This is a genomic window from Collinsella sp. AM15-2 (assembly GCF_003471985.1).
Classification (GTDB): domain Bacteria; phylum Actinomycetota; class Coriobacteriia; order Coriobacteriales; family Coriobacteriaceae; genus Collinsella.
Genome location: NZ_QRKO01000019.1, coordinates 22097 through 46037, shown reverse-complemented (window position 1 = coordinate 46037; position 23941 = coordinate 22097). Strand labels below are relative to the sequence as shown.

Here is a 23941-nt window from a genome sequence, read left to right as displayed (position 1 = left end):
GAGGCGGGGCATTCCCCGCCTCTTACACCACATCTCTGCGCGCTACCATGTAATTCCTCATAGGTCCAATAAAATAGGCTCTTTATCGATAATAAATATCGTTAGAGAGCCTATTTGACCTAAAGAATATGTGACTATCTTGGCAACAGTACTCATATTTGGCATTTTTTGTCCACGGGGTATAGAGCTAACCCCTCAAACAGCCCAAAACGCCTATTTCGATGCGCGCTCGGCCGCCTCGATCACGTGTTTGGCGAGGATCGCCGTCGTCACAGCGCCCACGCCGCCCGGCACGGGCGTGATGGCGTTAACGACCGGCTCCGCAGCATCAGAATCGACGTCACCCACCAACTTGCCAGCGGCCTCGTCCCAATTAATGCCAACATCAATGATCGTCTGGCCCTCTCGAACCGCATCCACGTCAATCGTACGCGCGCGTCCAACGGCGGCAACCACAATGTCGGCAGCACGGCACTCGGCAGCAAGGTCGTGCGTATGCGTATGGCACGTCGTCACTGTGGCATTGCGAGCCGTAAGCATGGCGGCAACGGGACGGCCAATCACCAGCGACCGACCAACGACCGCGACCTTGGCCCCATCCAGCTCAACGCCGTAATGATCCAGCAAAGCAAGCACGGCTTCGGCTGTGCAGGGGGCAAAACCCTCGCCGCGCCCCGAAAGCGTGGTGAGCAGCGAAGCCGGCGTCATGGAGTCAACGTCCTTGGCAGGATCGAGTGCCGCGGCAACCGCGTCCTCGTCAAGGCCGGCGGGCAGCGGGCGGAACATCAGGCAGCCATGAACAGACGAATCGGTATTGATGTCCTCGATGGCCGCCAACAGCTCGTCCTGCGAAACATCGGCGGGAAGCAAAACGCGGCGAGCCTCAATGCCAACCTTTTCGCAGCGCTTGAGCGCACCGCGCTCGTAGGATAGGTCGTCCTCGCGTTCACCCACGCGCACGATAGCCAGCGTCGGCACAACGCCGCGCTCGCGCAAAGCCACGCAGCGAGCAGCAAGTTCCTCAGTCAAAGCGCGAGCAACGGGGGCACCCTTCAGCAGTTCAGCCATGGCTATCCCCTCTTCCTTGCGGCGTCGGCGGCGCGGCGCGCCAGCGCATCGGCGCGCGGCAACCACATGTCGAGCAACTCATCACACGCCGTCTCGAGCTCCTCAGCACGAGCGCGATCCTTCATAGACGTGGTGTTCGCAAAGAGCGTCAAGCTCGCGCCCTGCATAGCGGAACGGCAGAACACGGCGCCGCACGCCACATCGGACAGCAGCTGACGCGAACCCTTGTCAGCCATGTCCTCGAGCAGCGCCAGTGCACGCCCGCAGGCATCCATAATGCGATACGGCGGCATAGCGGCCACATGCAGCGCATCCTGAATCGCGGTCGCTCGAGCCGGATCGCCACGCGGAATACCGTACGCCGCGGACACCTGCCCATATGCACGAACGTCCTCGGCAACCAACTCGACAAGCTCCTGGGCCAACTCATCTGCCTGGGCAAATGCGCGCGTCAGGTCATCCGCGCGATCGGCAAGCGCAGGATTGGTCGCACCATAACGAGCGACCATTCCGCAAAGCGAGGCGCCCAGCGCGCCCACAAAGGCGCTCGCGCTGCCACCGCCGGGAACCGGCTCGCGTGCGGCAAGTGCCTCGGCAAACTCTCGACAGGTTTTATCCATCATCTCTTGGCTCATACGCACGCACCTTCAAGTCATATACATCGGTCAGGCGGCAACCGCCGACCAACCGCATCGAACACGTAATGGTGCTAAGTCTAGCCCATAAGCACATGGGCGTCAGCGCACCTGGCCATCGCGGATTTCTATGACGAACGATAGGCCATGCCAACGCAAACATGGGACACATGGCCCACGTTTCGAGACTCCCGGGCAGCGGCAACTGGGGCATACATATAGGTAAGGAGCCCCATGTTGGGGCAACGCTCATCACGGCACCGGACGACGAATGGAGGAATCACCGCACAGCAAACAAAGTCATCATGTGCACGCGCAACCGCCGCCCCAGCGATCCGCGGCACACGATGTCCCTGGCAGACAAGGAGGACGCCACCATGAAGAAAAAGACCCTATCAATCCTTTCCCTTTGCATCGCCCTCTTTGCCGCATTTGCCCTTGTCGGCTGCGGCGGGAACGCATCGGGCGGGGGCAGCAGCGCATCCAAGAGCGAGGGCAAGGAAAAGGCCCCCGTCGCCAAGAAGACCGACTTTATCTGGTTTAAGGTCGAGATGCCCGAGGGCGTCGGCGTAAGCGACTCCGCCGGCAAGAATGCCGACAGGGTCCAGCTCACCTTCCCCGAAAACGAGAACGCCTCGGCCGATCGCTTTATCCCCGTTTGGAAAAAAGCGATGACAGCCGAGGAATCCCACGCCGACCAGGCAGAAAAGAAGGGGGATACGTTCCAGTGGAAGGATGGCGGGTCCGTCGAGTATAACGGCAGGACGTGGCTCGTCGGAACATACGAGGACAACAGCGGCATCTCAACCATGCTTTTTACCGACGTTGAGCCGGGAAGCGTCTACGTCCTCATCTCGAACTTCGACCAGCACAAGAAAGAAGCCGAGACGCTCCTCAACTCCATCGAGTTCCCCGATGACATGGCAGAGGCAGTTTCCGAGGCACGCGAAGTCGAGATTTCGAGCATCGAGATCAAGTAGCTGAACTCCGCATACGCCTACGTGCACGTGCCCCATTAAAACAACGGGCGCCCAACCCAGGGAGGGTCGACGATGTCGGCCCTCCCCTCCTTTGCGACCGCGCATATTGCCACTTGTCGGCGCAAATCCGGCCCTCAGAATGGGACACATGGCCCACCCTAGCGAACCGTCCACGCGTACAGTAAAGGCAGGTAATCCATGGGCGGTTACAGATCGAGGAGGACACGACCATGAAAAAGAAGGCCTTTGCGATTCTCACACTCTGCATCAGTCTCCTTGCCGCGGTTGCCCTGGTGGGTTGCGGCGGAAGCGGCGGCGCTACCGGCAGTGGCGGTGGCGGCGGCGCAGAAAAGCCAGCCGTGGATATGAGGACCGACTTCATTTGGTTTAAGGTCGAGGTGCCCGAGGGCGTCGAGATCACCGACGTTGCCGGCGACACCGCCGACAGGGCCCAGTTTAAGTTCACCGAGAGCGAGCACGCCAGCGATCGCTTCATCCCTGTCTTCGACTCTGACAAGAACGCTGACGAGCTGTTCGACTACGAGGCCAAATGGAAGGCCAACTTTGAGTGGACCGAGAATGATCCCGTCAAGTACAACGGCAAGACTTGGCGCAACGCTTCCTATACACACTCGGGCGGCGTAACGACTGAGTACTTCACCGAAGCAGGCGGCGGCAGCGTTTACGTGAGCATCGACAATGTCGAGGAGCACAAGGACGCCGTCGAGACCATGATGAAGTCTCTGGAGTTTGCCGATGACATTGCCAAGGCCAAGACCGAGGCCATGGACGTCAAGCTCGACGATATCGAGATCAAGCGCTAAGCGACTGGCGAGCGCAACGGGAAACACGGTCGCAGAGCAAACAAGCGACGGTACCCCAGCGCTTCGTACCCAGGGAGGGCCGGTAAACCGACCCTCCTTTTCTTATGCCGATAGCCGGCGAACGCGAGGGTGCCGGGCGGCAAAACCACCCCCAGCGCGGTAGCAGCACAAATAGACAAGCGCCCCAACGCGTCCGCCCACCGATTTATGGCGCCACGCAGACAATTAAGCCAACACGTTTAGACATCCGGGCAGTATAGTGAACAAAATGAGTGCATAACCGCGCCCTGCGAACGGAGGAGTTATGACCGAACACCACGCCATCAGCCGTCGAGCATTCACGTTGGGCCCAGGACTCGCAGCATTGTCGCCATTTGTAAGCCTGCCCGAAACCGCGGGATTGGGCCTTCCCGTGCGCGCGGCATTTGCAGAAGACGCTGCCACAGCGTCAGTCAGCCTCGACAATTTCGTCATTCGCCTTCGCCCCGCGGGCTATTTTCGCACCGCGAGCGTCAACCAAGACGGCAACGTTCGCGGCAACGTCTGCCACCTGTTTAACGACGGCACGTCCAGCAAGCTCATCCTTGAGAACGTAACGACCAAGAATGACGATACAAACTGGTATGCTATCCGCACCTTGCTCAATTTCGAAGAGCATAAAAAGACGGGCTACAGCATTTGGTCGGTCGACGACGACTCGGACAAAGATGGAAAGGTCATCCACGTATGGAGTGGCGAGTATGACGACAAGCCCAGCCGCGCTTTTGCGTTTAAACGCCAGTCAAACGGAACCTATATCATCCGAGACCGCACGGTCGAGAAAGAAACCGAGAAAAAAGACATTAAGTACCTGGCAATAGAATCGAACGGCGAAGACCAGGACAACAATAAGATCTGCCATAAGAGTAAGAGCATTCCGTGGGAGCTCGAACTTATCGGTTACGACATGAAAAAGAACGATGCCACGGTTAGCAGCCTCGACTGGATCACGTACAGCAGCTACGTCGATGGGCCATGTTGGATGAAATACGTCGACGACAACAAGTTCCTCGACGAACTGAGCATCCCGGGCACGCACGATTCGGGCACCTGCAGCGTGGACAACGACACCGAGCCCCAATCCTCCCAAGCAAAATGCCAGCAGGATTACATCCCCACGCAGTTGCTCGAAGGCGTTCGCTATTTTGATATCCGACTTGGAAAGAACGACGAGAACGGCGACCCCGGCATCGACCACGGAGCTTGTTACCTGCTCAAAAAAGACGGGAACTTTATGCATCTCTCCGATGTCATCGGGTACTTCAATACGTTTTTGAGCGAAAACCCGACAGAAGCGCTCATCATGCTCGTGTCGCGGGGCAATGACGAGGCTACCGACGAAAGCCTCACGACGGCCTTGGGCAAGGTTTTTGATGAGAACCCCGACCTGTTCTACACATCGAGCCGCATCCCCACGCTGGGCGAGGTGCGCGGAAAGATCGTCCTGCTGCGTCGGTTTGGGCTCGCCGGCAACAGCGTAAGCAGCCACACATGGGGCCTCGACCTCACCCAATGGGACGACAAAATCGCAGCACACACCGACAGCACCTCTATGTGTCTCGTTCGAGACGAGCGGGGCTTTGAAGCCGTGGGGAAAACGGGTGACGAAGAGCCCTATTGCACCAAGGTATACGCCCAGGACCATTACGAATGCACAGGAACCGACAAAATCGGCTGGGTCGATATGGCGCTGCAGGAGACAACCAAGCTCGCCCGCATCATGGTGGACGTCGAGGACAATGACGGGGCCAAGGTAAAGGTCCTGGAGCACAGCTGGTGTATCAACTACACCAGCTGCACGAACTACAAGCAAGGAAGCAATCCTTTTACCGCAGCACGAGTGGTCAACGAGCATCTATACAAGAGCCAGTATATAAACAGCACCGGAAATGAGAGCACAAAGGAGGACTGCCTCAAGCACATTGGCATCATTGCGTCCGACTTTGTTGATGCGGCACTGGCCCGAAGCATCTACCAGCGCAATTACGATGCGAAGCACAAGCAGACCGTTTCGTACTACCTCCCGACCCGCATGCGCATGACGTACGGCGACTCGCTGAGCGATGCCTCATTCCAGGATGGCAAGACCGTTGGCGAGGGTCATTTCCGCCTTGTCGACAGCAGCAACGTACTCAACGTGGCGGCTTCGGGCTATGCGTTTACCATCGAATATGTGGATGTCGACGCCCTGGGTAACGAGACCGCTACGGGGCTGCAGGGCTCTGTGCCCATCGATATCGATCCACGCGCGCTGACGCCCCACTTTGAAGGGCTCGAGGGCCTTAAGGCCGGCGAGGACGTGCGCGCAAAGATCGCGGCGCCGCTCGAGGGCAAGCTCGAAGGCGATGCCTGCACCGCCCAGCTCGAGTTTATGCACGATGCAAACGGCGCTCCGGGCACGGCAATGGCCGAGGATGAGGCATTTGCCGCGGGGACGTATTGGGTGCGTGCGAAAGGCCTGTTGGGCGACGCGGCGCAGAACTACGAGCTTGCTAGTGACGAAGCCGCAAGCTTTACCGTGACGGCTTCGGGCAGCGCGGGCGGCACCGGCGCCGGTAACGGTAACGGTGGCGGCAACGGCGCAGGCAGCGTCGACAAGAACAGCAAGGGCAACAAGAGCAAGGGCTCGGGCAAAAAGCTCGCCAACACGGGCGACGGCTCTGGCATTGCCGCCGGGCTCGCTGCCGCCGCCGTGGCGACAACGGTCGCCGGCGCGGCAATGCTTGCCAACGACCGCGAAGACAGCGAAGGCGCTAGCGAATAGGCGAGCCGGCTTTTCAGACGCATCGGCTCAATCAGGGGCGCAGAATACCGTTCTGCGCCCCTATTTTTGACATGAAGGAGTAGCAAAGTGTTGGTGTCCATGCGTGTCACCCCCATGAGTTTCGTTAAAACTGTCTCTATGGCCACATTTTAGTCACCGCAAGGCCCATGCGAAGGTGCCAGACAGCACAGCAATTCGTGTCCGCGCGAGGCTTTAAACTAAATACGATAAAGATGCATTCCACAAGAGGAAAGTGGGGCGACAGTGATGGGCGAACTGGTAAACCGTGGAGAATCGGCAATCGTGCCAGAAGTTTTTTACAAGCAGGTTTCCTCGATTCTCAACGCCGCTCGCGACAAGGCCTATACCGCCGTTAACTTTGCGATGGTTGAGGCGTATTGGGAAATCGGCAAGAGCATTGTTGACGAGCAGGGCGGAGAGGAGCGCGCAGCATATGGAGAGGCATTGATTGCAGGCCTCTCCAGAAGGCTTACCGCGGATTTCGGAAGAGGCTTTGGCATCGCAAACCTTCGCAATATGCGTCAGTTCTTTCTTGCGTTTCCAATTCGCGACGCACTGCGTAGCGAATTGAGCTGGACTCATTACCGCAGGTTGATGCGCATTCCCGACCCTGATGCTCGCGCCTGGTACATGAACGAATGCGCCGATTCTCGTTGGAGCACGCGTCAGCTCGAGCGCCAGATCAACACCATGTTCCGCGAGCGCCTGCTTGCCAGCAAGGACAAGGAGGCCGTCACCCAGGAAATCCAAAAGAGCGCCCCGGCTCGTCGCCCCGAGGATATCATCCGCGACCCATATGTACTGGATTTTTTAGGTTTCTCGGACGATACTGCGTTTCGCGAGAGCGATCTAGAGCAGGCGCTCATCACGCATCTTCAGAAGTTCCTGCTGAAGCTTGGCCGTGGTTTCGCTTTCGAGGCGCGCCAAAAGCGCATCACCTTTGATGGGCGCCATTTCTATATTGACCTTGTGTTTTACAACTATCTGATGCGCTGTTTCGTGCTCATCGACCTTAAGACCGATGACCTTACGCATCAGGACCTGGGCCAGATGCAAATGTATGTGAACTACTACACGCGTGAGCTCATGAACGAAGGCGACAATCCGCCCATAGGCATCGTGCTCTGCGCGGACAAAAGCGATTCGATCGTCGAGTACACGCTGCCCGAAGACAACGACCAAGTGTTTGCCGCCAAATACCTGCCGTATCTTCCAAGCAAGGAAGAGCTGGCACGCGAGCTGAGTGCCGAGTACCGCGCCATCAACGAAGCGACTAATGGCGAAGTGCAAGGATAGCAGCACGTTGCGACCGATACCCCCGACGGCGCTCCACATCACCCGGGAAAAGAGGAGCTTTCCATGACACACAGACCGAAAACAACACTGCGCGACTGCATCTATGGGCTTGCCGTCGGTGACGCGCTGGGCGTTCCCTACGAGTTCAGACCTCGTGGCACGTTCGAATGCACCGACATGATCGGCTACGGCACGCACGAGCAGACCGCCGGCACCTGGAGCGACGACACATCTATGACGCTCGCCACCTGCGACTCCATCAGAGAGCTCGGCCGCATTGACACCGAGGACATGCGCGACAAATTCGTGAGCTGGATCGCCAACGACGAGTACACGATTGATGGCGTCTTCGACTACGGAGGAACGACCGCCCGCGCCCTTCGCTCCGGCAAGGGTGGCTCCGGCGAGCGCGACAACGGCAACGGCTCGCTCATGCGCATCGCACCCCTGGCGTTTGCCGATGCAACAGACAAAGAGATCCGTGAGGTCTCTGCAATCACCCACGCTCATAGAACATCGACCGAGTCATGTGTCAAGTTCATCGAACTGTTGAGGTCCGAGATGGACGGCACGCTCCCCGAATGGACACTCTGTCTGAAAGATGCACCCGAGCACGAAATCAGATCCGGCGGCTTCGTGCGCGACACGCTTAAGGCAGCCACTTGGTGCTTCGTCAACACTAACAGCTACGATGATTGTGTGCTTGCCGCCGTCAACCTGGGCGACGACACCGACACCACCGCAGCCGTCGCAGGCGCCCTCGCCGGCGCAGCATACGGCATGGACGCAATTCCGCAGAAATGGATCGACACCCTGCGCGGTAAAGAGTTGATTGAGAGCTGCTTGTTTTAGGGCGCCATTCAAGAAATAAGGTAGGAGGCATCATGGAGAGGAAGATCGCGAATATCGATGAGTTCCAAATGGGCGAAAACGAGACCCCGATACTCCCAACGGGACTGATGGAGGAAGAAAACCTTTACGTCCTTCCCGACGGGCGCTACCTCCCCTGCGGGGTCTACCGGACCGAAGATGGCGGCTCACTCATTTATGAGCCATCCGGGCTCAGCTTCTTCGGGCAGATGCTTGCTCAATTCAAAGAGAGCTAAAGGCTTGATTGCCCGTCAGATCGACACTGCTCCAAACCAGGGGGTGGATAGGATGTCTCCCACCGCGGCCTGTGAGGTAAAATCTTGACCGCCGCGGAATCCGCCTGCGGGCAACGCTCCGATCTCCGATTGGGGTGAAGCCTATGAACTTGTTTCTTGAAATCCTGCGCCTCTCGATGTATGTGACCGGCATTGCCCGGAACCTCTACTCGATCTGGCGGGAATATAAGCAGTAACGGATAGCGAAGGGAGTCATAGAAAAGGGTCGGTTGCAGCCGACCCTTTAAGACGATAGCACCTGCGTTGCCCGCGCTTCCAAAGTTGACCGACTGAGGAGCGGGTTCCGCGGCACATCCTGATTTTACCCAGTGGCAAGGCTCTTTTACAGCCGTTCCACCGTTTATTTACATCTGCCAATCAAGACGAGACTACTACGCACCTTTATTACACACGATATTTTCAGCCTGGTATAACCAAGTTCAATAATAGAATGCAAATCCAACCACCGTGTCTGATTACAAAAAGATTTTTGCCTTTTCTGCAGCAAACTCTTCCTCGGTAAGCACTCCACTATCACGCAGCGTTGCAAGCCTCTCAAGCCTTGCAACTACATCAATCACTATCCGCCAGCGTCTCAATAGTCTGTGAAACCTGCGGATACCGCTCAAGCTCCTTCGATAGGGCATCGACTATCTCGGCAATATTCTTTGCATTTTTGCCCCCGTTTAATACGTTTGCCCTGACCTTAGATGACAACTTGACAGTAACGCCAGATCCGCCTTCAACTGGAACAACCGAAATACTGATATTTTCGCCCCAAGACCAAAGGCTCATACCAATCTCGGCTGCAACTGTTCTTGTTGTGGGCGATGCACTATCAACTTTTACTTTAGGCAGCTTTTCCATAGCTGCCTTCAAGGCATTAAACGTGTCGTCAGGAGAATACGGTACCTGAAGCTGAAGCTGCTGATCCGCAAAACCCATAATCTGGCCTCCGCTTCTTACAAGATTAAGGCTATCGGCAATGGTAGCACGTTCCCAGCAGTCTTAAATTCGTCTCATGACCTTGCGATGCAGCCCGACGCCCCGGCTCCGCTTCCCTACTTCCCAAAGATCGCAGCGAACAATCCCTTGCGCTTGGGTTTTTCTTCTCGGTAGGAACCCTCGGCAGCCGCTGCCACCTGACGTGGCTGCTCGTCGCCTCCACGGCGCACAATTTGGTACAGGAATGGCGATTTGATGTATTTGACCTCGACGGGCGTGGCGTGAACGGTGCTTTCGCCGGACAGATGCAGGCTCGGATTGAGCGGCGCCACAATATGCGTCTCGCGCTTGTCGCTAAACACCACCGCCGCCGCACGGCCCGTCTGGCCGTTCACGGCAATGCGCACCTGCTCGCCATTACGTCCATCCGACGCGGGACGATCGACAAAGTAGGCCGGCACCATAACCAGGCCGTCCTTGTGCTTGCGGGCCTTGCGCGCCCAGGTGCGGATGCTCTTTTTATTGAGCCCCAGGAAAGTCTCGGCATCGTTGCCGACAATGTCGAGCGCCAGCTTGTCAATGACCACCTGGTCCTTGGTGGACGCATCGACGGAGACAACGCGGAAGTCGCCTTCCTGCATGGCCGGGTCGAACGACCCAACCTTGGCAAAGTCCCATGGCTCCAGAATGCCCATAAGGCGAACGTCCAGGTAGTTTGCCCTGGGATATGCCCAGTCGAGCACCTCGTAGTACACCAGGGTCTCCTTGCTCAGGCCCTTGCCCGGGAAGGACGCCATCATGCGCAGGTCCGCGAGCGCCATGGGGAAGTAGAAGAGCATCATGTCGTTTTGAATCGCGTCTTCCACATCGTGACCGGCAAAGGCGTCTGGATATCGGCGCACCAGCTCAAGCGCATTGGCGCGCGCCTGCTGCGGCGTTATCTCGCAGGGAATACCCTGTTCGGGCACATATTCCGCACCAACGCCCATGGTCAGGCGCTTGCTAAACGTCCCCGGCTTGAGCAGGTCGGCGACACCGATCTTGTTGCCGCAGGACGGGCACTCAAACACGCGCTGGGTCGACTCGCCCTCAAAGGACGCTCCGCAGAAGGGACAGGGGATGCTCACGTGCGTGGCCTCTTGGAACTCCTGGGCCGTGCCGCGATCCTCCCACAGCAGATGTTCCAGGACCGACTGATTGCGCCAGTGCGAATTGAAGAAATACCAGTCCGGGTCCTCCGGGCGCTCGAGTTGCGACACATGCGTGAGCTTGAGTAGTCCATCCACTACCGTCAACGGCGTATGGCGAATGCCCAAAGCGCTCTTGGGCTCTCCGGCGTCCGCCTGCCACGGAATGACCGCACCGCAATAAGCGCACTCAAAGCTGCGCTTAGCTTGGTGCGAGTACATAGGGCCGCCGCAGTTTTGACATTTAATGGCAAACATCTCGTCCATGGAAACGTCCTCCTTTGCACAGGGGCTGTCGACATTAAGTATGTCGAGCAAACAGGCACATGCCCATACCCATGTGGCCCAAAATGGACCACCCAGGCAGACGAGAAGGCTCGCTCGTTAGCACCGGCAGACTATTGCTGCATTTTCTGAGCATCGGTGCACGGCGCCCCCGCGCGAGCTACACTATCCCCTTAAACATGATTGTGAGGACGACCGCTATGCTATTTGTAAATCGGCTGGTACATACGCTTGTTCCCGGCAGCGAGAGCGAGCCGGTCGATGCATCTTGCCGCACCAACGCGGGCTTTTCCGCAAGCCTCGTCTGCATTGGCCTCAACATCACTCTGTGCCTGGCCAAGGGCATCGCGGGCCTGCTCGCCGGCTCTGTCTCGCTCATCGCCGACGCCTTCAACAACCTCTCCGACGCCTCGAGCAACATCGTGAGTCTGCTCGGGTTCCGCCTTGCCAGCCGCCCGGCCGACGAAGGCCACCCCTATGGCCACGGCCGCTACGAGTACCTAGCCGGTCTGTTCGTCGCCGTCCTGGTTTGCGCCGTCGGCATCAACCTGATCCTCGAGTCGGTCACCAAGATCATCAAGCCCTCCCCCACCGCTTACACGCTCGTTTCCCTTGCGGCACTGGCTACATCCATGCTCGTTAAGCTCTGGATGGCCGCATTCAACCGCGCGCTGGGCAACCGTATCGATTCCGAAACACTCATTGCCACAGCACAGGACTCCAAAAACGACGTCATCACCTCGGGCTCGGTCTTAGCGGCGGCGCTTATTTCGCAAACGACCGGCTTTGACCTCGACGGCTGGGCGGGCTTGGGTGTGGGCATCTTCATCTGCATCAGCGGCATGGGCCTAGTGCGCGACGCCATCAGCCCGTTGCTGGGGCAAGCGCCCGATCCCAAGCTCGTCCAGGCAATCCGCGACAAGATCATGTCCTATCCGCAGGTCTTGGGCACACACGACCTGATGGTGCACGACTACGGCCCCGGTCGTCAGTTTGCCAGCGCCCACGTGGAGATGCCCGGCGAGGGCGACGCATTTGAGCACCACGAGATCCTAGACACCATCGAGCACGACATCAAGCGCCAGATGGGCATTGGCATCACGTTGCACTGCGACCCCATCGCCACCACCGGCGACGACCTACGCGGCTGGGTCAAGCGTGGCGTTACGCAGATCGATCCCGCGCTCTCCATCCACGACCTGCACGAGCACGACGGGTTCGTTTCGTTTGACCTTGTGCGTCCCGACGGCTTTGACATATCCGACGAGGAGCTGCTGGAGCTCGTCACGCGCATCGTGCACGAGCGCCGACCCAATGCCTCATGCGTCGTTACGTTTGACTCGGGCTTTAGCTCGCCCGACCGTCCGGCCGAGCAGCTGTAGCCCGCTTAACAGCTAGTTTCCCTGCGTGCCCGAGATGCCGTTTTGTAGGGCGTTCCAGGCATCCGTCGCCATGTCGCCCAAGTTCTGAGCGGTGTCGCCCAGGTTCTGGGCCGTGTCGCCCAGCTCTTGGGCCTTATCCCCAAGCTCCTGTGCCTTGTTGCTCAAGTCCTCCAACGTATTGGAACTCGAGCTGTCGGTACCGCTTTGGCCGTCGGGTGAGTTGCCCGAGCTATTCTTGTGCGTGAGTTGAATTTCGAGGTTGCCGCTGTCGTTATAGTAAGCAGAAGTAACGACCCAGTTGGCATCGATGACGGGCGTTGAGCCATCATCAGTCAGGACCACGGCATTCGAAAGATTGGCGCCGCGCGACTTGAGGAGCTTCTTGGCGTTGGACCAGTACTGCCCCGGGATATCGCTCAGATCGACGGTGCTAGACGAGGCGGACTCGGTTTGCTCGGCAGCGGTATCAGCCGTTGAACTCCCTCGCTTGTTGAGCATGCCCGACACAATGGCAAACACAACCGACAGCGCAAAGAAGATCGCCAGCACGATGAGGATCTTCTTGATCACGCTCGACGAACGCGACGGCTTCTTCTCCTCGTCCTCGCCATATTGCGGAATCGACTTGGGGTACTCGCGATACGGCTCGCGCGACTCGTAGCGAGGCTGCGCCGTGCGAGGCATATACGTCGTCTGCTGAGGCTGCGGAATGGGATTTTGCGGCAGGTCATCATAGGGATTCGGCGTCGAGGCGGCATAAGAATCCTGCGGCGCGTAATCAAACGGGTCCGGAGCTGCGTTGCCATAGGGGCCTTGCGAAGATACGGCATAAGAATCCCGCGCTGTGTCGCCATAGCCCATAACCCGGGTTGGCTCGGCAGAAGGCTGCGTCGCGGCGGGGTCGGTATAACCGGGGTTGGGAACAACGCGGGTCGCATCGGCGCTATCGCCAGCCTGCGCGGAACCGTAGCCGCCCATCACGGTTGTCTTGTCCTGATCCATGCAACGATTCCTTTCCGTCGCCCGTAAGCATCAAGTTATCCATGCATTCTACCCGCGCAAAAGCCCGTGACGGACAGAGCCCGTCCATATCTACAAGACAAGCGCGGCTAGAAAACAAAAGCCCCGCCGGGCCTTGGTAGGCGCGACGGGGCGGGCAAGCAGCTATGGGCAACAAGCTTAGAACAGGCCGGTGATGTTGCCGTCGTTGTCGACGTCGATGTTCTCAGCCGCGGGGACCTTGGGCAGGCCCGGCATGGTCAGAACACTGCCGGTCAGTGCGACCACAAAGTGGGCACCGGCGGAAACCTTGAGCTCACGCACCGTGATGCGGAAGTTCTCGGGAGCGCCCAGGGCCTTGGCGTTGTCGCTAAAGCTGTACTGCGTCTTGGCCACGCACACCGGCAGGTTGCCAAAGCCGTTCTCGCGCAGCTCGGCGAGCTGGCGCTTGGCGGCCGGCGTAAAGTCAACGCCATCGGCGCGGTAGACCTTGGTGGCAATGGCCTCAAGAGCGTCGGCGACATCGGCGCCGTCCTCATAGGCAAACTTGAGCTCGCTCGGCTGCTCAATCAGACGCATGACCTCATCGGCAAGCTCGAGCGCGCCCTCGCCGCCCTTGGCCCAGACCTCGGAAAGCTCAACGTTGACGCCGAGCTTCTGGCACTCGGACTCGATGAGCGCAAGCTCGGCCTCGGTGTCCGTCGGGAAGCGGTTGATGGCGACCACGCAGGGCAGACCATAAACGTTCTGGATGTTGTCGACGTGACGCAGCAGGTTGGGCATGCCGGCCTTGAGTGCCTCGAGGTTCTCCTCGTTGAGGTCGGCCTTGGCGACGCCACCGTTGTACTTCAGCGCACGAGCGGTCGCGACGACCACGACGGCGCTGGGGCGAACGCCCGTCATACGGCACTTGATGTCGAGGAACTTCTCGGCACCCAGATCGGCACCGAAGCCGGCCTCGGTAATGGCGACATCGCCAAAGCGCATCGCCATACGCGTGGCCATGATAGAGTTGCAGCCGTGGGCGATGTTGGCGAAGGGACCGCCGTGGACAAACGCGGGCGTGCCCTCGAGCGTTTGCACCAGGTTGGGCTTGAGCGCGTCCTTAAGCAACGCGGCCATGGCACCCTGGGCCTTAAGGTCGCGGGCACGGACGGGCTCGCCGGCAAAGCTGTAGCCGACGACGATCTCGCCCAGGCGCTCCTTGAGGTCGCTGATACTCGTAGACAGGCACAGGATTGCCATGACCTCGGAGGCGACGGTGATATCGAAGCCGTCCTCGCGCGGCACGCCCTGGGCCTTACCGCCAATACCGTCGATGACGTGGCGCAGCTGACGGTCGTTCATATCGACGACGCGCTTCCAAGTGATGCGTTTAACGTCGATGCCAAGCTGGTTGCCCTGCTGGATGTGGTTATCAAGCATGGCGGCCAGCAGGTTGTTGGCAGCACCGATGGCATGGAAGTCGCCGGTAAAGTGCAGGTTGATATCCTCCATGGGGATCACCTGAGCCCAGCCGCCGCCGGCAGCACCGCCCTTAACACCAAAGACGGGGCCGAGCGAAGGCTCGCGCAGGGCCACGGCACTCTTGACGCCGCGACGACGCAGGCCATCGGCCAGACCGATGGTCGTGGTGGTCTTGCCCTCGCCCGCAGGCGTTGGGTTGATAGCGGTCACGAGGACGAGCTTGGCCTGGTGATCGGTCGGCTCGTTGAGCAGTGAATAGTCGACCTTAGCCTTGTCGAAGCCGTACGGAATAAGGTGCTTAACGTCGACGCCGGCGTTCTTGGCCACCTCGGTAATAGGCAACGGCGTGACAGAACGTGCGATTTCGATGTCAGTAGGCATGGGCGGTCCTTTCGTTACCGAATGAGAAAAAGACCAATTCAGCATAGCACGGGTGCGCAATAGTAAAACGCCCATAACCGATGAACGGCGATATGTTTACCCGATGCCCGGCGATAGCCCAACAGCCCGCCAAAACAAAGCGCCCTAAACGGTAGGTTCAATCCCCAGGTGCTCAAAGGTGCGCAGGGTTGCCTGACGGCCCTGCGGCGTACGAATCATCAACCCGCACTGCAGCAGATAGGGCTCATAGACATCCTCGAGCGTTCCCGGGTCCTCGCCCACAGCGCTGGCAAGCGTTGTCAGGCCCACGGCACGTCCGGAGAACGTCTTAGCGAGTGTCTCCAAAATGCGAATATCCATCCAGTCCAGACCAAGCTCATCGATCTCGAAGAACTCGAGCGCCTGACGGCAAATACCAAGCTCAATGGGACCGTTGCCACGCACCTGCGCATAGTCGCGCACGCGCTTGAGCAAACGGTTAGCCAAGCGCGGCGTGCCACGCGAGCGCGAGCCGATCTCGAGCGCGCTCGGATGGTCTATTGTCACACCCAGGATGGACGCCGAGCGCGTCACAATCTGCGCGAGTTCTTCGACCGTGTAGTAATCCAGGCGATATGAAATGCCAAAGCGATCGCGCAGCGGGCCAGTCAGCATACCCGAGCGGGTCGTTGCCGCCACCAGCGTAAACTTGGGGATATCCAGGCGAATCGAGCGCGCCGCCGGACCCTTGCCAATCACGATATCGAGGGCAAAGTCCTCCATCGCGGGGTACAGGACCTCCTCGACCGAACGGTTGAGGCGGTGGATCTCGTCGATAAACAGCACATCACCCGGCTGCAAGTTAGTAAGGATGGCTGCCAGGTCGCCGGTGCGCGCGATGGCAGGGCCACTCGTGGTCTTGATCTGAGCGCCCAGCTCGTTGGCGATAACCGTAGCCAGCGTGGTCTTGCCCAGACCCGGAGGGCCCGAGAAGATCACGTGGTCGAGCGTCTCGCCACGGCTCTGCGCCGCTTCGATCAACACGCGCAGGCTCTGCTTGATATGCTCCTGGCCGCAGTAATCGTCCAGGCGCTGGGGGCGCAAAGTGCGATCGACATCGAGGTCCTCGGCCGTCAGCTCCGAGCCCACCATGCGCTCGCCGTGCGCCATGGATGCCGCCGGCGAGTTGCCGGGCGTCGCCCACAGGTCCTGAGAGTCATCGGCTTCCCACATCACGCATCCATTCCGAGTCGCTTAAGCGCCGCGCCGAGCAAATCCTCGACACGCATATCCTGCCCATCATACCCGCTCAGGGCAACATCGGTCTCCTGCGGGCTAAAGCCCATGGAAAGGAGCGCCGCACGGGCGTCATCGATGGCCGAGGGAGCGGCAGCGGGCACGGGCATCGCAACCTGGCCGGGAATCACGTCGACCGGCACAAAGCCCTTGTCCTTGGCAAAGGTGCTCTTGAGCTCCAGGATCAGACGCTGAGCTGTCTTTTTGCCCACACCGGGCACCTTGGCCATGCCCTTGTCGTCCTCGGCCATCACCAGCGAATACAATTGCCCCACGGTATAGGTGGAAAGCACGGCGAGCGCCAAGCGCGGGCCAACGCCCGAGACGAACACGAGCCGATCGAACATCGTGCGCTCATCCTTAGAGGAAAAACCGAAAAGTGTCATGGCGTCCTCGCGCACCTGCATACGCGTGTAGAGGCGGACCTCGCCGCCGGGCGTCGGCAACGTGGCCGCAGTGCTGCCCGAGATGCCGAGCTCAAAGCCAACGCCCGACACATCGACGACAGCAGAGCTCATCGTGGCCTCGACAAGCGTTCCGTGGAGCTGGGAAATCATCAGTATCCGGTTCCTCTCTGTTGATAGAACTCGCCACCGGTGAGGGCGCGGGTGCGGCTGAGGTTTACGTGGCAGATGGCACAGGCCAGGGCATCGGCGGCATGGTCGGGATGCGGGTCGTGGTCGAGCTGCGTTAGCGTGCGTACCATGTAGGCGACCTGCCGCTTGTCCGCGGCGCCGGTACCCACCACAGCCTGTTTGATCTGCATGGGCGTGTACTCGCCGATCTCGAGCGCGCACTCCGAAAGCGCCACAAGCGCAGCGCCGCGGGCATGCGCCGTAGGGATGGCCGAGCGAACGTTGGCGCCAAAGTAAATGCTCTCGATAGCAGCGGTATCGGGTCGATAGCGCTCCACGACACCCTTGAGGTCGCGGGCGATATGCGACAGGCGCACCGCGAGCGGACTACCCGCGCTGGTCTCGATGCAGCCATAGGCACGGCAGCGAACCTCGCCACGCCGCTCCTCGATAATCCCCCAACCCGTATGAGCCAAACCGGGGTCAATGCCTAAAATAACCAAGCCAACCTCCCCTCGTCTTTTACCAAGCGCAAGGCAAGGCCCCGCGCACTACTCACGAACGTCTGTTCTAGAATAACACAACGGGGTCAAGATGCTTAGTTGAAGTATCGGGGTTGAGAGCGAATCCCATCCCCAGTTTAGTTCTGCGAGAAGAATGGGAACTGTCGGGGATCAACCGGCGGATGCGGCATCGGCGTGCCCTGGGGCCCACCCTGCGGTCCGCCCTGGCCGCCCATCATCTTTCCGATGGCGTCCTGGACCTCGCCCTCAAACTTTTTCATGCCCTCGTGCAGGCGGCGCTGGCCGTCCTCGGAGCGCAGTTCCTCCATCTGCTCGGGTGAAATACCCAACAGGTCACCCAGTATGCCCATCATCTCGCCACGCATGCGCTCGCTTGTATCCTCGTCGGCAAAGCGGCGCACCTCGGCGCGTGCCAGCGCATCGACCGTCATGCGCTCTTTACCGCTCAGTCCCAGGTCGGACCACGCGAGCATATACGGCCAGGCACGCTCGGCAAACGAACGGGCCGAGACGATCGGCGCCGTCGGCAGCATGTGACGGGCAGCCTCGCCCTGGCGCACGAGCATCAGCAGCAGCGAGCAAGCCTCGGACTTGCCGGCGGCCATTGGGATGTCGTCGAAGGGACGGTTGCGGTCGACGTGTGACTCGAGCGCGCCATCGACCTCACCCGGTTCGAGCCCATCGAGCAGCTGCGCCGCGCGGTCGAGCATGTCGATCGGACCGTCGAGCGTCGAGAGCGCCCGCGCCAGCACGCGCTCCATGCAATCTTCCACCGCGTTGAGCGTCACGAGCTCCTGCGGCACCACGGCAGACGTGCGGTTGCGCACGCGCGCCACAAACTCGAGCGTCGACAGGTACACATCACCAAAGGGCGCGTAATCGCCCTGGTAGCCACCGCAAAGCGCCGGTGCCGCCAACGCGTACTCGGTCTTGGACAGCGGGCTCAGAGCCATCGCGCCCAGCTCGAGCGCCGTGTCCTCCAGCATAAGGCCCAGCGTGCGAGAGCGCAGGCGCTCGGCGTCGCCCGCCGACACATCGCGGTCGAGTACGCGCGCCGCATCCGGCGCATCGCGCTCAACCGTGCGAATATGCAGGCGCTCGGCAATCGCGCGAACGGCGGCACAACGAGCGGCCTCGGCCTCTTCCTGCGCCGGCGTAAAGATGCGGTTGCGGTCCAACACCAGGCCGATCACGTTGCGCGAGCCCAATGCATCGACAGCCAGCGCCGCAAGCAAAGACGACGGCAGATCGCCCTCGAGCGCCACCACGGCACGCGACGTGCCATGGGCACGGGCGTTATCGCGCACAGCGAGCACCAGCGCCTGCCACAACCACTCCTCGGAACGAAACTCGGGCAGCTCGTGGTCCTCCAGGGCATCGAGCATTACGCCGCGCTGAATCTCCTGAACCAGCAGGCTCTCTTCAAAACACGGCGCTTGGGCCACCACGCGCCCACAGTCGTCGAGTACAAACGACCCGCCGGTATACACCGACTCGTCATAGGCACCGACCGGCGCCATGCAGGCAAACCACACGCTGCGCTTGGATGCGATCTTGCGGTAGGCACCGCTGCGAACGGCGGCAATGGCGGCCGTCTCGCGGTCGGTCATATCAAACGCGTTGAACTGAAAATAGGCGATGAGGTCGACGCCGGTCGGCAGCATCTCGAGTTCGCGGTCCAAGTCGAAGATCACGGCGATACGCACGCCGTCCACGTCGAACACCGGCGGTGCCCAACGGGCATCACCGTTCCCACCACGCTGCAGAGCAATGCTCGAACGGGCCGGCACCACATGGCCGTCCTTGAGCATCATGTAGTCGAGCAGGGGCTGGCCCTCAAACGAAACCGCCGCGGGCACGATGCAGATCATATCGAGTTCTTGGATACGCTCGGCGACACCGGTCAGGCCTGTCAACATGTCGTGCTCAAAGTCGGCAGTGCCCACCAGGCCCCCGGGCATGGCGCCCATAAAGAGCGGAGCCGGCACGCACAGCACGCGCGCCCCGCGCTCGTGGGCCAGACGAGCCTGGTCCTCGATGCGGCCGCAAATGCCCTCAATATCACCCAGGCGCATATCGATCTGTGCAAGTGCGAGCTTCATGGCTCAGCCCTTTCCGTCGTAAACCATCGTTGTCGTAGTAAAAGCGCCGGCCGCATGATGCAGTCGGCGCTCGCATGTGCATGTGCTAGCTATGATACCCCGAGCGGGGACGCGCTCCTAGAACGTCGCGGACCACAGCCCATGCAGGTTGCAATAGGCATAGACGGTACCGGTCTTGGAACCGCCGGCAAAAAACGTCGCAGGCTTCATGCCGGGCTCAAGGTAATGGACCTCCAGACGGCCCTCGGCCTCAAGGGCGATCCACTCGATGTAGTGCTCGGGCACCATAGGATGCTCGACCGATCCCACGCGCGCGCGGATCACGTGACCGTCGCGCTCGCTCTCAACGACGGGCACGTGCTTCTCGTGCGCCGCGTCCTCGGTGTTCGCGGTCAGCTCCGTGCAGCCGGCAGGGGTTGCAACGTCGTTGCCAAGGGCGGCAACGAGCTTGCCGTCGGGGTCCTTAAAGAATTTCGCCATGATGTTCTCCTTTGCTGATGTGCCGATGTTCTCAATGCTTCTTATGCCCAAAGGCGCGCGAACCATCCACGGCATCGCAAATGAACACATAATGAGCGAGGCTAGCGCCCGTCGCCGCCGAGCAGCGCCAGAACATCCTCGCGGGTAAACAGCGCCGAGGAGATGCCGTCGCCGCCGAGCACGCTGTTGACCAGGTCGCGCTTGGACTCCTGCATCTGCATGATGCGTTCCTCGATCGTGTCCTTGGCGATGAGCTTGTACACGGTCACGGTATGCTTCTGGCCAATACGATGCGCGCGGTCGGTCGCCTGGTCCTGCGCGGCCACGTTCCACCACGGGTCGTAGTGGATCACCACGTCGGCAGCCGTCAAATTAAGGCCCACGCCGCCCGCCTTGAGCGAAATCAAAAAGACCGGCACCTCGCCCGCCTGGAACTGCGCGACCATCTTGGCGCGGTTTTCCTTGGACGAAGCGCCCGTGAGCTTAAGAAAGCCGATATCCTCCTTGGCCAGACGCTTGCCAATGATGTCGAGCATGCCCGTAAACTGGCTGAACAACAGGATGCGATGCCCGCCGTCGAGCGCACCGTGCACGAGCTCCATGCAAGCGTCGAGCTTGGCGCTCCCCGCCTTGTAGTCCTCGTAGTGTAGATGCGGGTCGCAGCAGATCTGGCGCAGCTTGGTAAGCTCGGCGAGCACCTTGAGTTTGTCCTTCTTAAACTCCCCAGCCTCGCGGTGCTGCACCTGCTGGGCGATGCGGTCCTGGTTGGCCAGGTAGAGCTTGCGCTGCTCGCCGGTAAGCTGCGCCATGACGGTGTCTTCGATCTTCTCGGGCAGGTCGGCCACCACGTCTTCCTTAACACGGCGCAGCACAAACGGCGACACGAGCGCCTGCAGGCGAGCGGCGCTATCGCCCTCGGCATGCTCGACGGGGCTCTCAAAGCGCTTGGCAAACGACTCGCGCGTCCCCAAAAGGCCCGGCATCAAAAAGTCGAAGATGCTCCAGAGCTCGGACAGGCGGTTTTCGATGGGCGTGCCCGTCAGGGCAAAGCGCACGCCGGCAGGCAGACGCTTTGCGGCGCGCGCCACCTGCGTGAGCGGGTTTTTAATGTACTGGGCCTCGTCGAGCACCACGCGGGCAAAGTCCTGCTCGACGTACTCGTCGATATCGCGCCGCATAAGGTCATACGACGTTACAACCACGTTATGCTCGGCCACGCCGGCAATCTGCACGCGGCGCTGGGCCTTGGCGCCCACGATGGCGCACACATCGAGCGACGGGGCAAAGCGCTCCAGCTCGGCGGTCCAGTTGTACACGAGCGAGGCCGGGCATACCACGAGCGTGGGCTTGGTGTCCCCCGCCTCCACGCGCACCAGAATATGCGCAATCATCTGGAGCGTTTTGCCCAGGCCCATGTCGTCGGCCAAGATGCCGCCAAGGCCCAGGTGTTCGAGCGAGCCGAGCCACTGGTATCCGTCGACCTGGTAGCCGCGCATCGTTGCCTTGAGCGATGCCGGCACCGTAAAGTCCATCTTGCCGAGCGTGTCCAGGCGCTCGACGGTACGGCGGAACGCAGCGTCGCGATCGGCCTCGAGCGCCGGCGTGCGTGCGAGCATGCTGTCGACGAACAGGGTGCTCGACGCGGGAAGCGACACGCCGTCGAGCAGGTCGACGGCATCGACACCCAGGTCCTCGGCAAGGCCAAACGCGGCGCGCGCTCCCTCGTCCAGGCGAATGATGTCGCCGGACGTAAGGCGCGCAAACGTTTGATGGCGCTTGTACGAATCGAGATAGACGGCAAGGTCCGCGGCCGAAAGCCCGCTCGCGCCCAGCTCGACATCGAGCAGATTGCTCTTAACGGTCGCACGAACCGAGAGCTTGGGCGCGGGGCGGACCGAGATCTGGCGCAGACGGTCGCTGAGCATGACCTCACCCAGTTCGGACAGGGCGGACAGGCCCTCGGTCAGCAGGCAGAACAAGCGGGCGTCATCGCGCTCCTCAAACGCCAGACCGCCCTCGTAGAAATCGAAGTACAGGGCCGCCGTATCCATAACGCGAAACTCCGCCACCTCGTCGCGGGGCGGCACACCGGGGCGCTGCTCTTCGAAGGGGCTGCCCGGAGCGCCCAGGCTAAAGAGATCCGCCGACCAATCGCCGTAGGTAACCGTAATTTTGCAGGTCACGAACCCATCGTCGACACCGATCGCCATAGCAAAGCTCGGCTCGGGTGCCACGGTATCGAGCGCGGCGGGCGCGGTGAGGTCGGTGTAGTCGCGCAAAATGGGCAGCGCCATACGGCAGAACTCACCCACCTGCTCGGCGGCAATATGGGCGGGCGTGCGGCACGGCAGCAAGCGCGACAAAAAAGGTGCGGCATGCTGAGCAAATGCAGCGTCGGTACGGCGCGCGCGGCGCGTGTCAACCAAGTAGGCGGCATCGCCCGACGCAAAGCAGTACATATCGGCGGGCAGGCGCAGGTCATAGCTACCACCAGCCGCCGGCGCGATTTTGGCGGCAAGCAGCGGTGGGCGCTTAGCGGATGCCTCGTCCTCCCCTTGCGGAGACAGCTCAACCGCCACGTCGTAGGTGCGATGCGTCGTCATCCCCCGCGACCAGGCGGGCTCAAAGGAGATGGTCTGGCCGCGCAGCAGGTCCAGCACATATACGATGCTATGCTCGGACAGCGGCAACTGACGCTCGGCAACAAAACCACTGCGGGCAAAGTCGTACGACGCCGAACGCGAGCTTGTGATGTCATCGAGATAGGCAACTGTCGTCGCAACAAGGTTGAGCAGCTTTGCCGATGTTTCGTCAAAGGCCTCAGGTGAATGGACAAACGTGAGCTTCTTGCCATAGGAGAACGTGCCGCCGCGCACGTAGGCATCGGCCATGCCGTCGATGTCCTTGACCACGTAGGAGACCGATCCACAGCGAATGCGGAACTCGAGCGCCCAGCTAAAGCGGTCAGCGAACAGCGGATTGTAGTACGGCACCAACGAGGGCTCCAACGCCGCTTTGGGGGCGTCGGGATCAACGGCACCGGCAAGCTTGCGGCGCATGCTCGCCAGCTCATCCATGCGCGCGTCCGAAAGATCGGAAAGCGCCGCCACAAGGCTCGGGCTCGTGGGGACGGGCGCCGGGAAGGGAAAGTTGGGGTTGACGGCCGGCGCGGCGGACGCGGCGCGCGCGGGCTGTTTCGGCTGCGCCGTAAACGTGCGAACCGGCGTGCGCAAACCTTCGACGGGCTCGGCGCCGCTGGCATCCAAATACGCCAGCGCCGTGGCAATAGCGTGCTTACACATACCGGGATAGCGGTATGCGGCGGGGCAGTCGCAGTCGTAGTCGATAACCTCGTGCTCGTCCATGTCGAGCGCCACGTGCGTCTTGTACAGGTCGCCGCGCGAGCCGCGCACCGAGCCCTCAACCGTCACGTTTTTGGAGAAGCGCGAGCCGCTGTCCTCGATCGACAGCACGGCGCCGTTGAGCATGAGCGAACGCCCCTTCATAAAGGTGCCGCTCAACGCCGCCTCTTTGCGAAGCGCCTGCACAAACGTCCCCTGCGCCATC

General features: G+C 60.5%; 20 protein-coding genes. 7 read left to right on the top strand and 13 right to left on the bottom strand.

Annotation, left to right across the window (positions count from 1 at the left end; translation table 11 throughout):
• Positions 1-213 precede the first annotated feature (213 nt).
• Complete coding sequence (locus DW171_RS08205) at positions 214-1068, bottom strand: bifunctional 5,10-methylenetetrahydrofolate dehydrogenase/5,10-methenyltetrahydrofolate cyclohydrolase (RefSeq protein ID WP_117564484.1); 855 nt, start codon at positions 1066-1068, stop codon at positions 214-216.
• Between the two features lie 2 nt (positions 1069-1070).
• Positions 1071-1703, bottom strand: coding sequence for a cyclodeaminase/cyclohydrolase family protein (locus DW171_RS08200; RefSeq protein WP_055250908.1), 633 nt, complete (start codon positions 1701-1703; stop codon positions 1071-1073).
• 377 nt (positions 1704-2080) lie between these two features.
• Here DW171_RS08200 and DW171_RS08195 point away from each other — a divergent pair, with 377 nt between their 5' ends.
• From DW171_RS08195 to DW171_RS08170, 6 genes are all read left to right on the top strand, one after another.
• Positions 2081-2683: a hypothetical protein gene (locus DW171_RS08195; RefSeq protein ID WP_147357353.1), complete on the top strand. Its 603-nt coding sequence runs from the start codon at positions 2081-2083 to the stop codon at positions 2681-2683.
• Between the two features lie 230 nt (positions 2684-2913).
• The gene (locus tag DW171_RS08190; RefSeq protein ID WP_055250912.1) at positions 2914-3507 is read left to right on the top strand and encodes a hypothetical protein; all 594 of its coding nucleotides are present in this window, start codon (positions 2914-2916) and stop codon (positions 3505-3507) included.
• 304 nt (positions 3508-3811) lie between these two features.
• Positions 3812-6310 (top strand): phosphatidylinositol-specific phospholipase C, encoded by a 2499-nt coding sequence (locus tag DW171_RS08185; RefSeq protein WP_118270923.1) that lies wholly within the window; start codon positions 3812-3814, stop codon positions 6308-6310.
• A 267-nt stretch (positions 6311-6577) separates the two neighbouring features.
• A complete protein-coding gene (locus tag DW171_RS08180; protein ID WP_118270922.1) occupies positions 6578-7627 on the top strand; it encodes a YhcG family protein in 1050 nt (349 codons plus the stop codon).
• A gap of 63 nt (positions 7628-7690) precedes the next feature.
• A complete protein-coding gene (locus tag DW171_RS08175) occupies positions 7691-8479 on the top strand; it encodes an ADP-ribosylglycohydrolase family protein (protein ID WP_118270921.1) in 789 nt (262 codons plus the stop codon).
• A 32-nt stretch (positions 8480-8511) separates the two neighbouring features.
• Entirely contained in the window at positions 8512-8733 is a 222-nt protein-coding gene (locus DW171_RS08170) for a hypothetical protein (RefSeq protein ID WP_089572148.1), read from the top strand.
• A 515-nt stretch (positions 8734-9248) separates the two neighbouring features.
• On the opposite strand, the gene DW171_RS10440 is transcribed toward DW171_RS08170, so the two are convergent.
• From DW171_RS10440 to DW171_RS08160, 3 genes are all read right to left on the bottom strand, one after another.
• Positions 9249-9419 carry an SHOCT domain-containing protein gene (locus tag DW171_RS10440; protein ID WP_089572150.1) on the bottom strand — a complete coding sequence of 57 codons (171 nt, stop codon included), beginning with the start codon at positions 9417-9419 and terminating at the stop codon, positions 9249-9251.
• Positions 9346-9717: a hypothetical protein gene (locus tag DW171_RS10245; protein ID WP_199586920.1), complete on the bottom strand. Its 372-nt coding sequence runs from the start codon at positions 9715-9717 to the stop codon at positions 9346-9348. Before DW171_RS10245 ends, DW171_RS10440 begins: the two co-directional genes overlap by 74 nt.
• Before the next feature lie 116 nt (positions 9718-9833).
• Positions 9834-11171 (bottom strand): hypothetical protein, encoded by a 1338-nt coding sequence (locus tag DW171_RS08160; protein ID WP_117786696.1) that lies wholly within the window; start codon positions 11169-11171, stop codon positions 9834-9836.
• 218 nt (positions 11172-11389) lie between these two features.
• Here DW171_RS08160 and DW171_RS08155 point away from each other — a divergent pair, with 218 nt between their 5' ends.
• Positions 11390-12571 (top strand): cation diffusion facilitator family transporter, encoded by a 1182-nt coding sequence (locus DW171_RS08155; protein ID WP_117786695.1) that lies wholly within the window; start codon positions 11390-11392, stop codon positions 12569-12571.
• Positions 12572-12583: 12 nt separating this feature from the next.
• Here DW171_RS08155 and DW171_RS08150 read toward each other — a convergent pair whose 3' ends face one another.
• From DW171_RS08150 to DW171_RS08115, 8 genes are all read right to left on the bottom strand, one after another.
• Positions 12584-13573: a hypothetical protein gene (locus tag DW171_RS08150; protein WP_117786694.1), complete on the bottom strand. Its 990-nt coding sequence runs from the start codon at positions 13571-13573 to the stop codon at positions 12584-12586.
• A gap of 177 nt (positions 13574-13750) precedes the next feature.
• Entirely contained in the window at positions 13751-15418 is a 1668-nt protein-coding gene (locus DW171_RS08145) for a formate--tetrahydrofolate ligase (RefSeq protein ID WP_118270920.1), read from the bottom strand.
• 144 nt (positions 15419-15562) lie between these two features.
• Complete coding sequence (gene ruvB / locus DW171_RS08140; protein ID WP_117786693.1) at positions 15563-16630, bottom strand: Holliday junction branch migration DNA helicase RuvB; 1068 nt, start codon at positions 16628-16630, stop codon at positions 15563-15565.
• Complete coding sequence (gene ruvA, locus DW171_RS08135) at positions 16630-17250, bottom strand: Holliday junction branch migration protein RuvA (RefSeq protein ID WP_117786692.1); 621 nt, start codon at positions 17248-17250, stop codon at positions 16630-16632. The genes ruvB and ruvA overlap by 1 nt, the downstream gene beginning before the upstream one ends.
• Positions 17250-17771 (bottom strand): crossover junction endodeoxyribonuclease RuvC, encoded by a 522-nt coding sequence (gene ruvC, locus DW171_RS08130; RefSeq protein ID WP_035137351.1) that lies wholly within the window; start codon positions 17769-17771, stop codon positions 17250-17252. Before ruvC ends, ruvA begins: the two co-directional genes overlap by 1 nt.
• Positions 17772-17908: 137 nt before the next feature.
• Positions 17909-19894 (bottom strand): hypothetical protein, encoded by a 1986-nt coding sequence (locus DW171_RS08125; RefSeq protein WP_117786691.1) that lies wholly within the window; start codon positions 19892-19894, stop codon positions 17909-17911.
• A gap of 117 nt (positions 19895-20011) precedes the next feature.
• A complete protein-coding gene (locus tag DW171_RS08120; RefSeq protein ID WP_118270919.1) occupies positions 20012-20374 on the bottom strand; it encodes a desulfoferrodoxin family protein in 363 nt (120 codons plus the stop codon).
• 101 nt (positions 20375-20475) lie between these two features.
• Positions 20476-23940 carry an SNF2-related protein gene (locus DW171_RS08115; protein WP_118270918.1) on the bottom strand — a complete coding sequence of 1155 codons (3465 nt, stop codon included), beginning with the start codon at positions 23938-23940 and terminating at the stop codon, positions 20476-20478.
• Position 23941 lies beyond the last annotated feature (1 nt).

Bases quoted from the DNA above. Each gene is read 5' to 3' on its own strand.
- DW171_RS08205 (WP_117564484.1), bottom strand. From the start codon at position 1,068: ATGGCTGAACTGCTGAAGGGTGCCCCCGTTGCTCGCGCTTTGACTGAG.
- DW171_RS08200 (WP_055250908.1), bottom strand. From the start codon at position 1,703: ATGAGCCAAGAGATGATGGATAAAACCTGTCGAGAGTTTGCCGAGGCA.
- DW171_RS08195 (WP_147357353.1), top strand. From the start codon at position 2,081: ATGAAGAAAAAGACCCTATCAATCCTTTCCCTTTGCATCGCCCTCTTT.
- DW171_RS08190 (WP_055250912.1), top strand. From the start codon at position 2,914: ATGAAAAAGAAGGCCTTTGCGATTCTCACACTCTGCATCAGTCTCCTT.
- DW171_RS08185 (WP_118270923.1), top strand. From the start codon at position 3,812: ATGACCGAACACCACGCCATCAGCCGTCGAGCATTCACGTTGGGCCCA.
- DW171_RS08180 (WP_118270922.1), top strand. From the start codon at position 6,578: ATGGGCGAACTGGTAAACCGTGGAGAATCGGCAATCGTGCCAGAAGTT.
- DW171_RS08175 (WP_118270921.1), top strand. From the start codon at position 7,691: ATGACACACAGACCGAAAACAACACTGCGCGACTGCATCTATGGGCTT.
- DW171_RS08170 (WP_089572148.1), top strand. From the start codon at position 8,512: ATGGAGAGGAAGATCGCGAATATCGATGAGTTCCAAATGGGCGAAAAC.
- DW171_RS10440 (WP_089572150.1), bottom strand. From the start codon at position 9,419: ATGCCCTATCGAAGGAGCTTGAGCGGTATCCGCAGGTTTCACAGACTA.
- DW171_RS10245 (WP_199586920.1), bottom strand. From the start codon at position 9,717: ATGGGTTTTGCGGATCAGCAGCTTCAGCTTCAGGTACCGTATTCTCCT.
- DW171_RS08160 (WP_117786696.1), bottom strand. From the start codon at position 11,171: ATGGACGAGATGTTTGCCATTAAATGTCAAAACTGCGGCGGCCCTATG.
- DW171_RS08155 (WP_117786695.1), top strand. From the start codon at position 11,390: ATGCTATTTGTAAATCGGCTGGTACATACGCTTGTTCCCGGCAGCGAG.
- DW171_RS08150 (WP_117786694.1), bottom strand. From the start codon at position 13,573: ATGGATCAGGACAAGACAACCGTGATGGGCGGCTACGGTTCCGCGCAG.
- DW171_RS08145 (WP_118270920.1), bottom strand. From the start codon at position 15,418: ATGCCTACTGACATCGAAATCGCACGTTCTGTCACGCCGTTGCCTATT.
- ruvB (WP_117786693.1), bottom strand. From the start codon at position 16,630: ATGTGGGAAGCCGATGACTCTCAGGACCTGTGGGCGACGCCCGGCAAC.
- ruvA (WP_117786692.1), bottom strand. From the start codon at position 17,250: ATGATTTCCCAGCTCCACGGAACGCTTGTCGAGGCCACGATGAGCTCT.
- DW171_RS08125 (WP_117786691.1), bottom strand. From the start codon at position 19,894: ATGAAGCTCGCACTTGCACAGATCGATATGCGCCTGGGTGATATTGAG.
- DW171_RS08120 (WP_118270919.1), bottom strand. From the start codon at position 20,374: ATGGCGAAATTCTTTAAGGACCCCGACGGCAAGCTCGTTGCCGCCCTT.
- DW171_RS08115 (WP_118270918.1), bottom strand. From the start codon at position 23,940: ATGGCGCAGGGGACGTTTGTGCAGGCGCTTCGCAAAGAGGCGGCGTTG.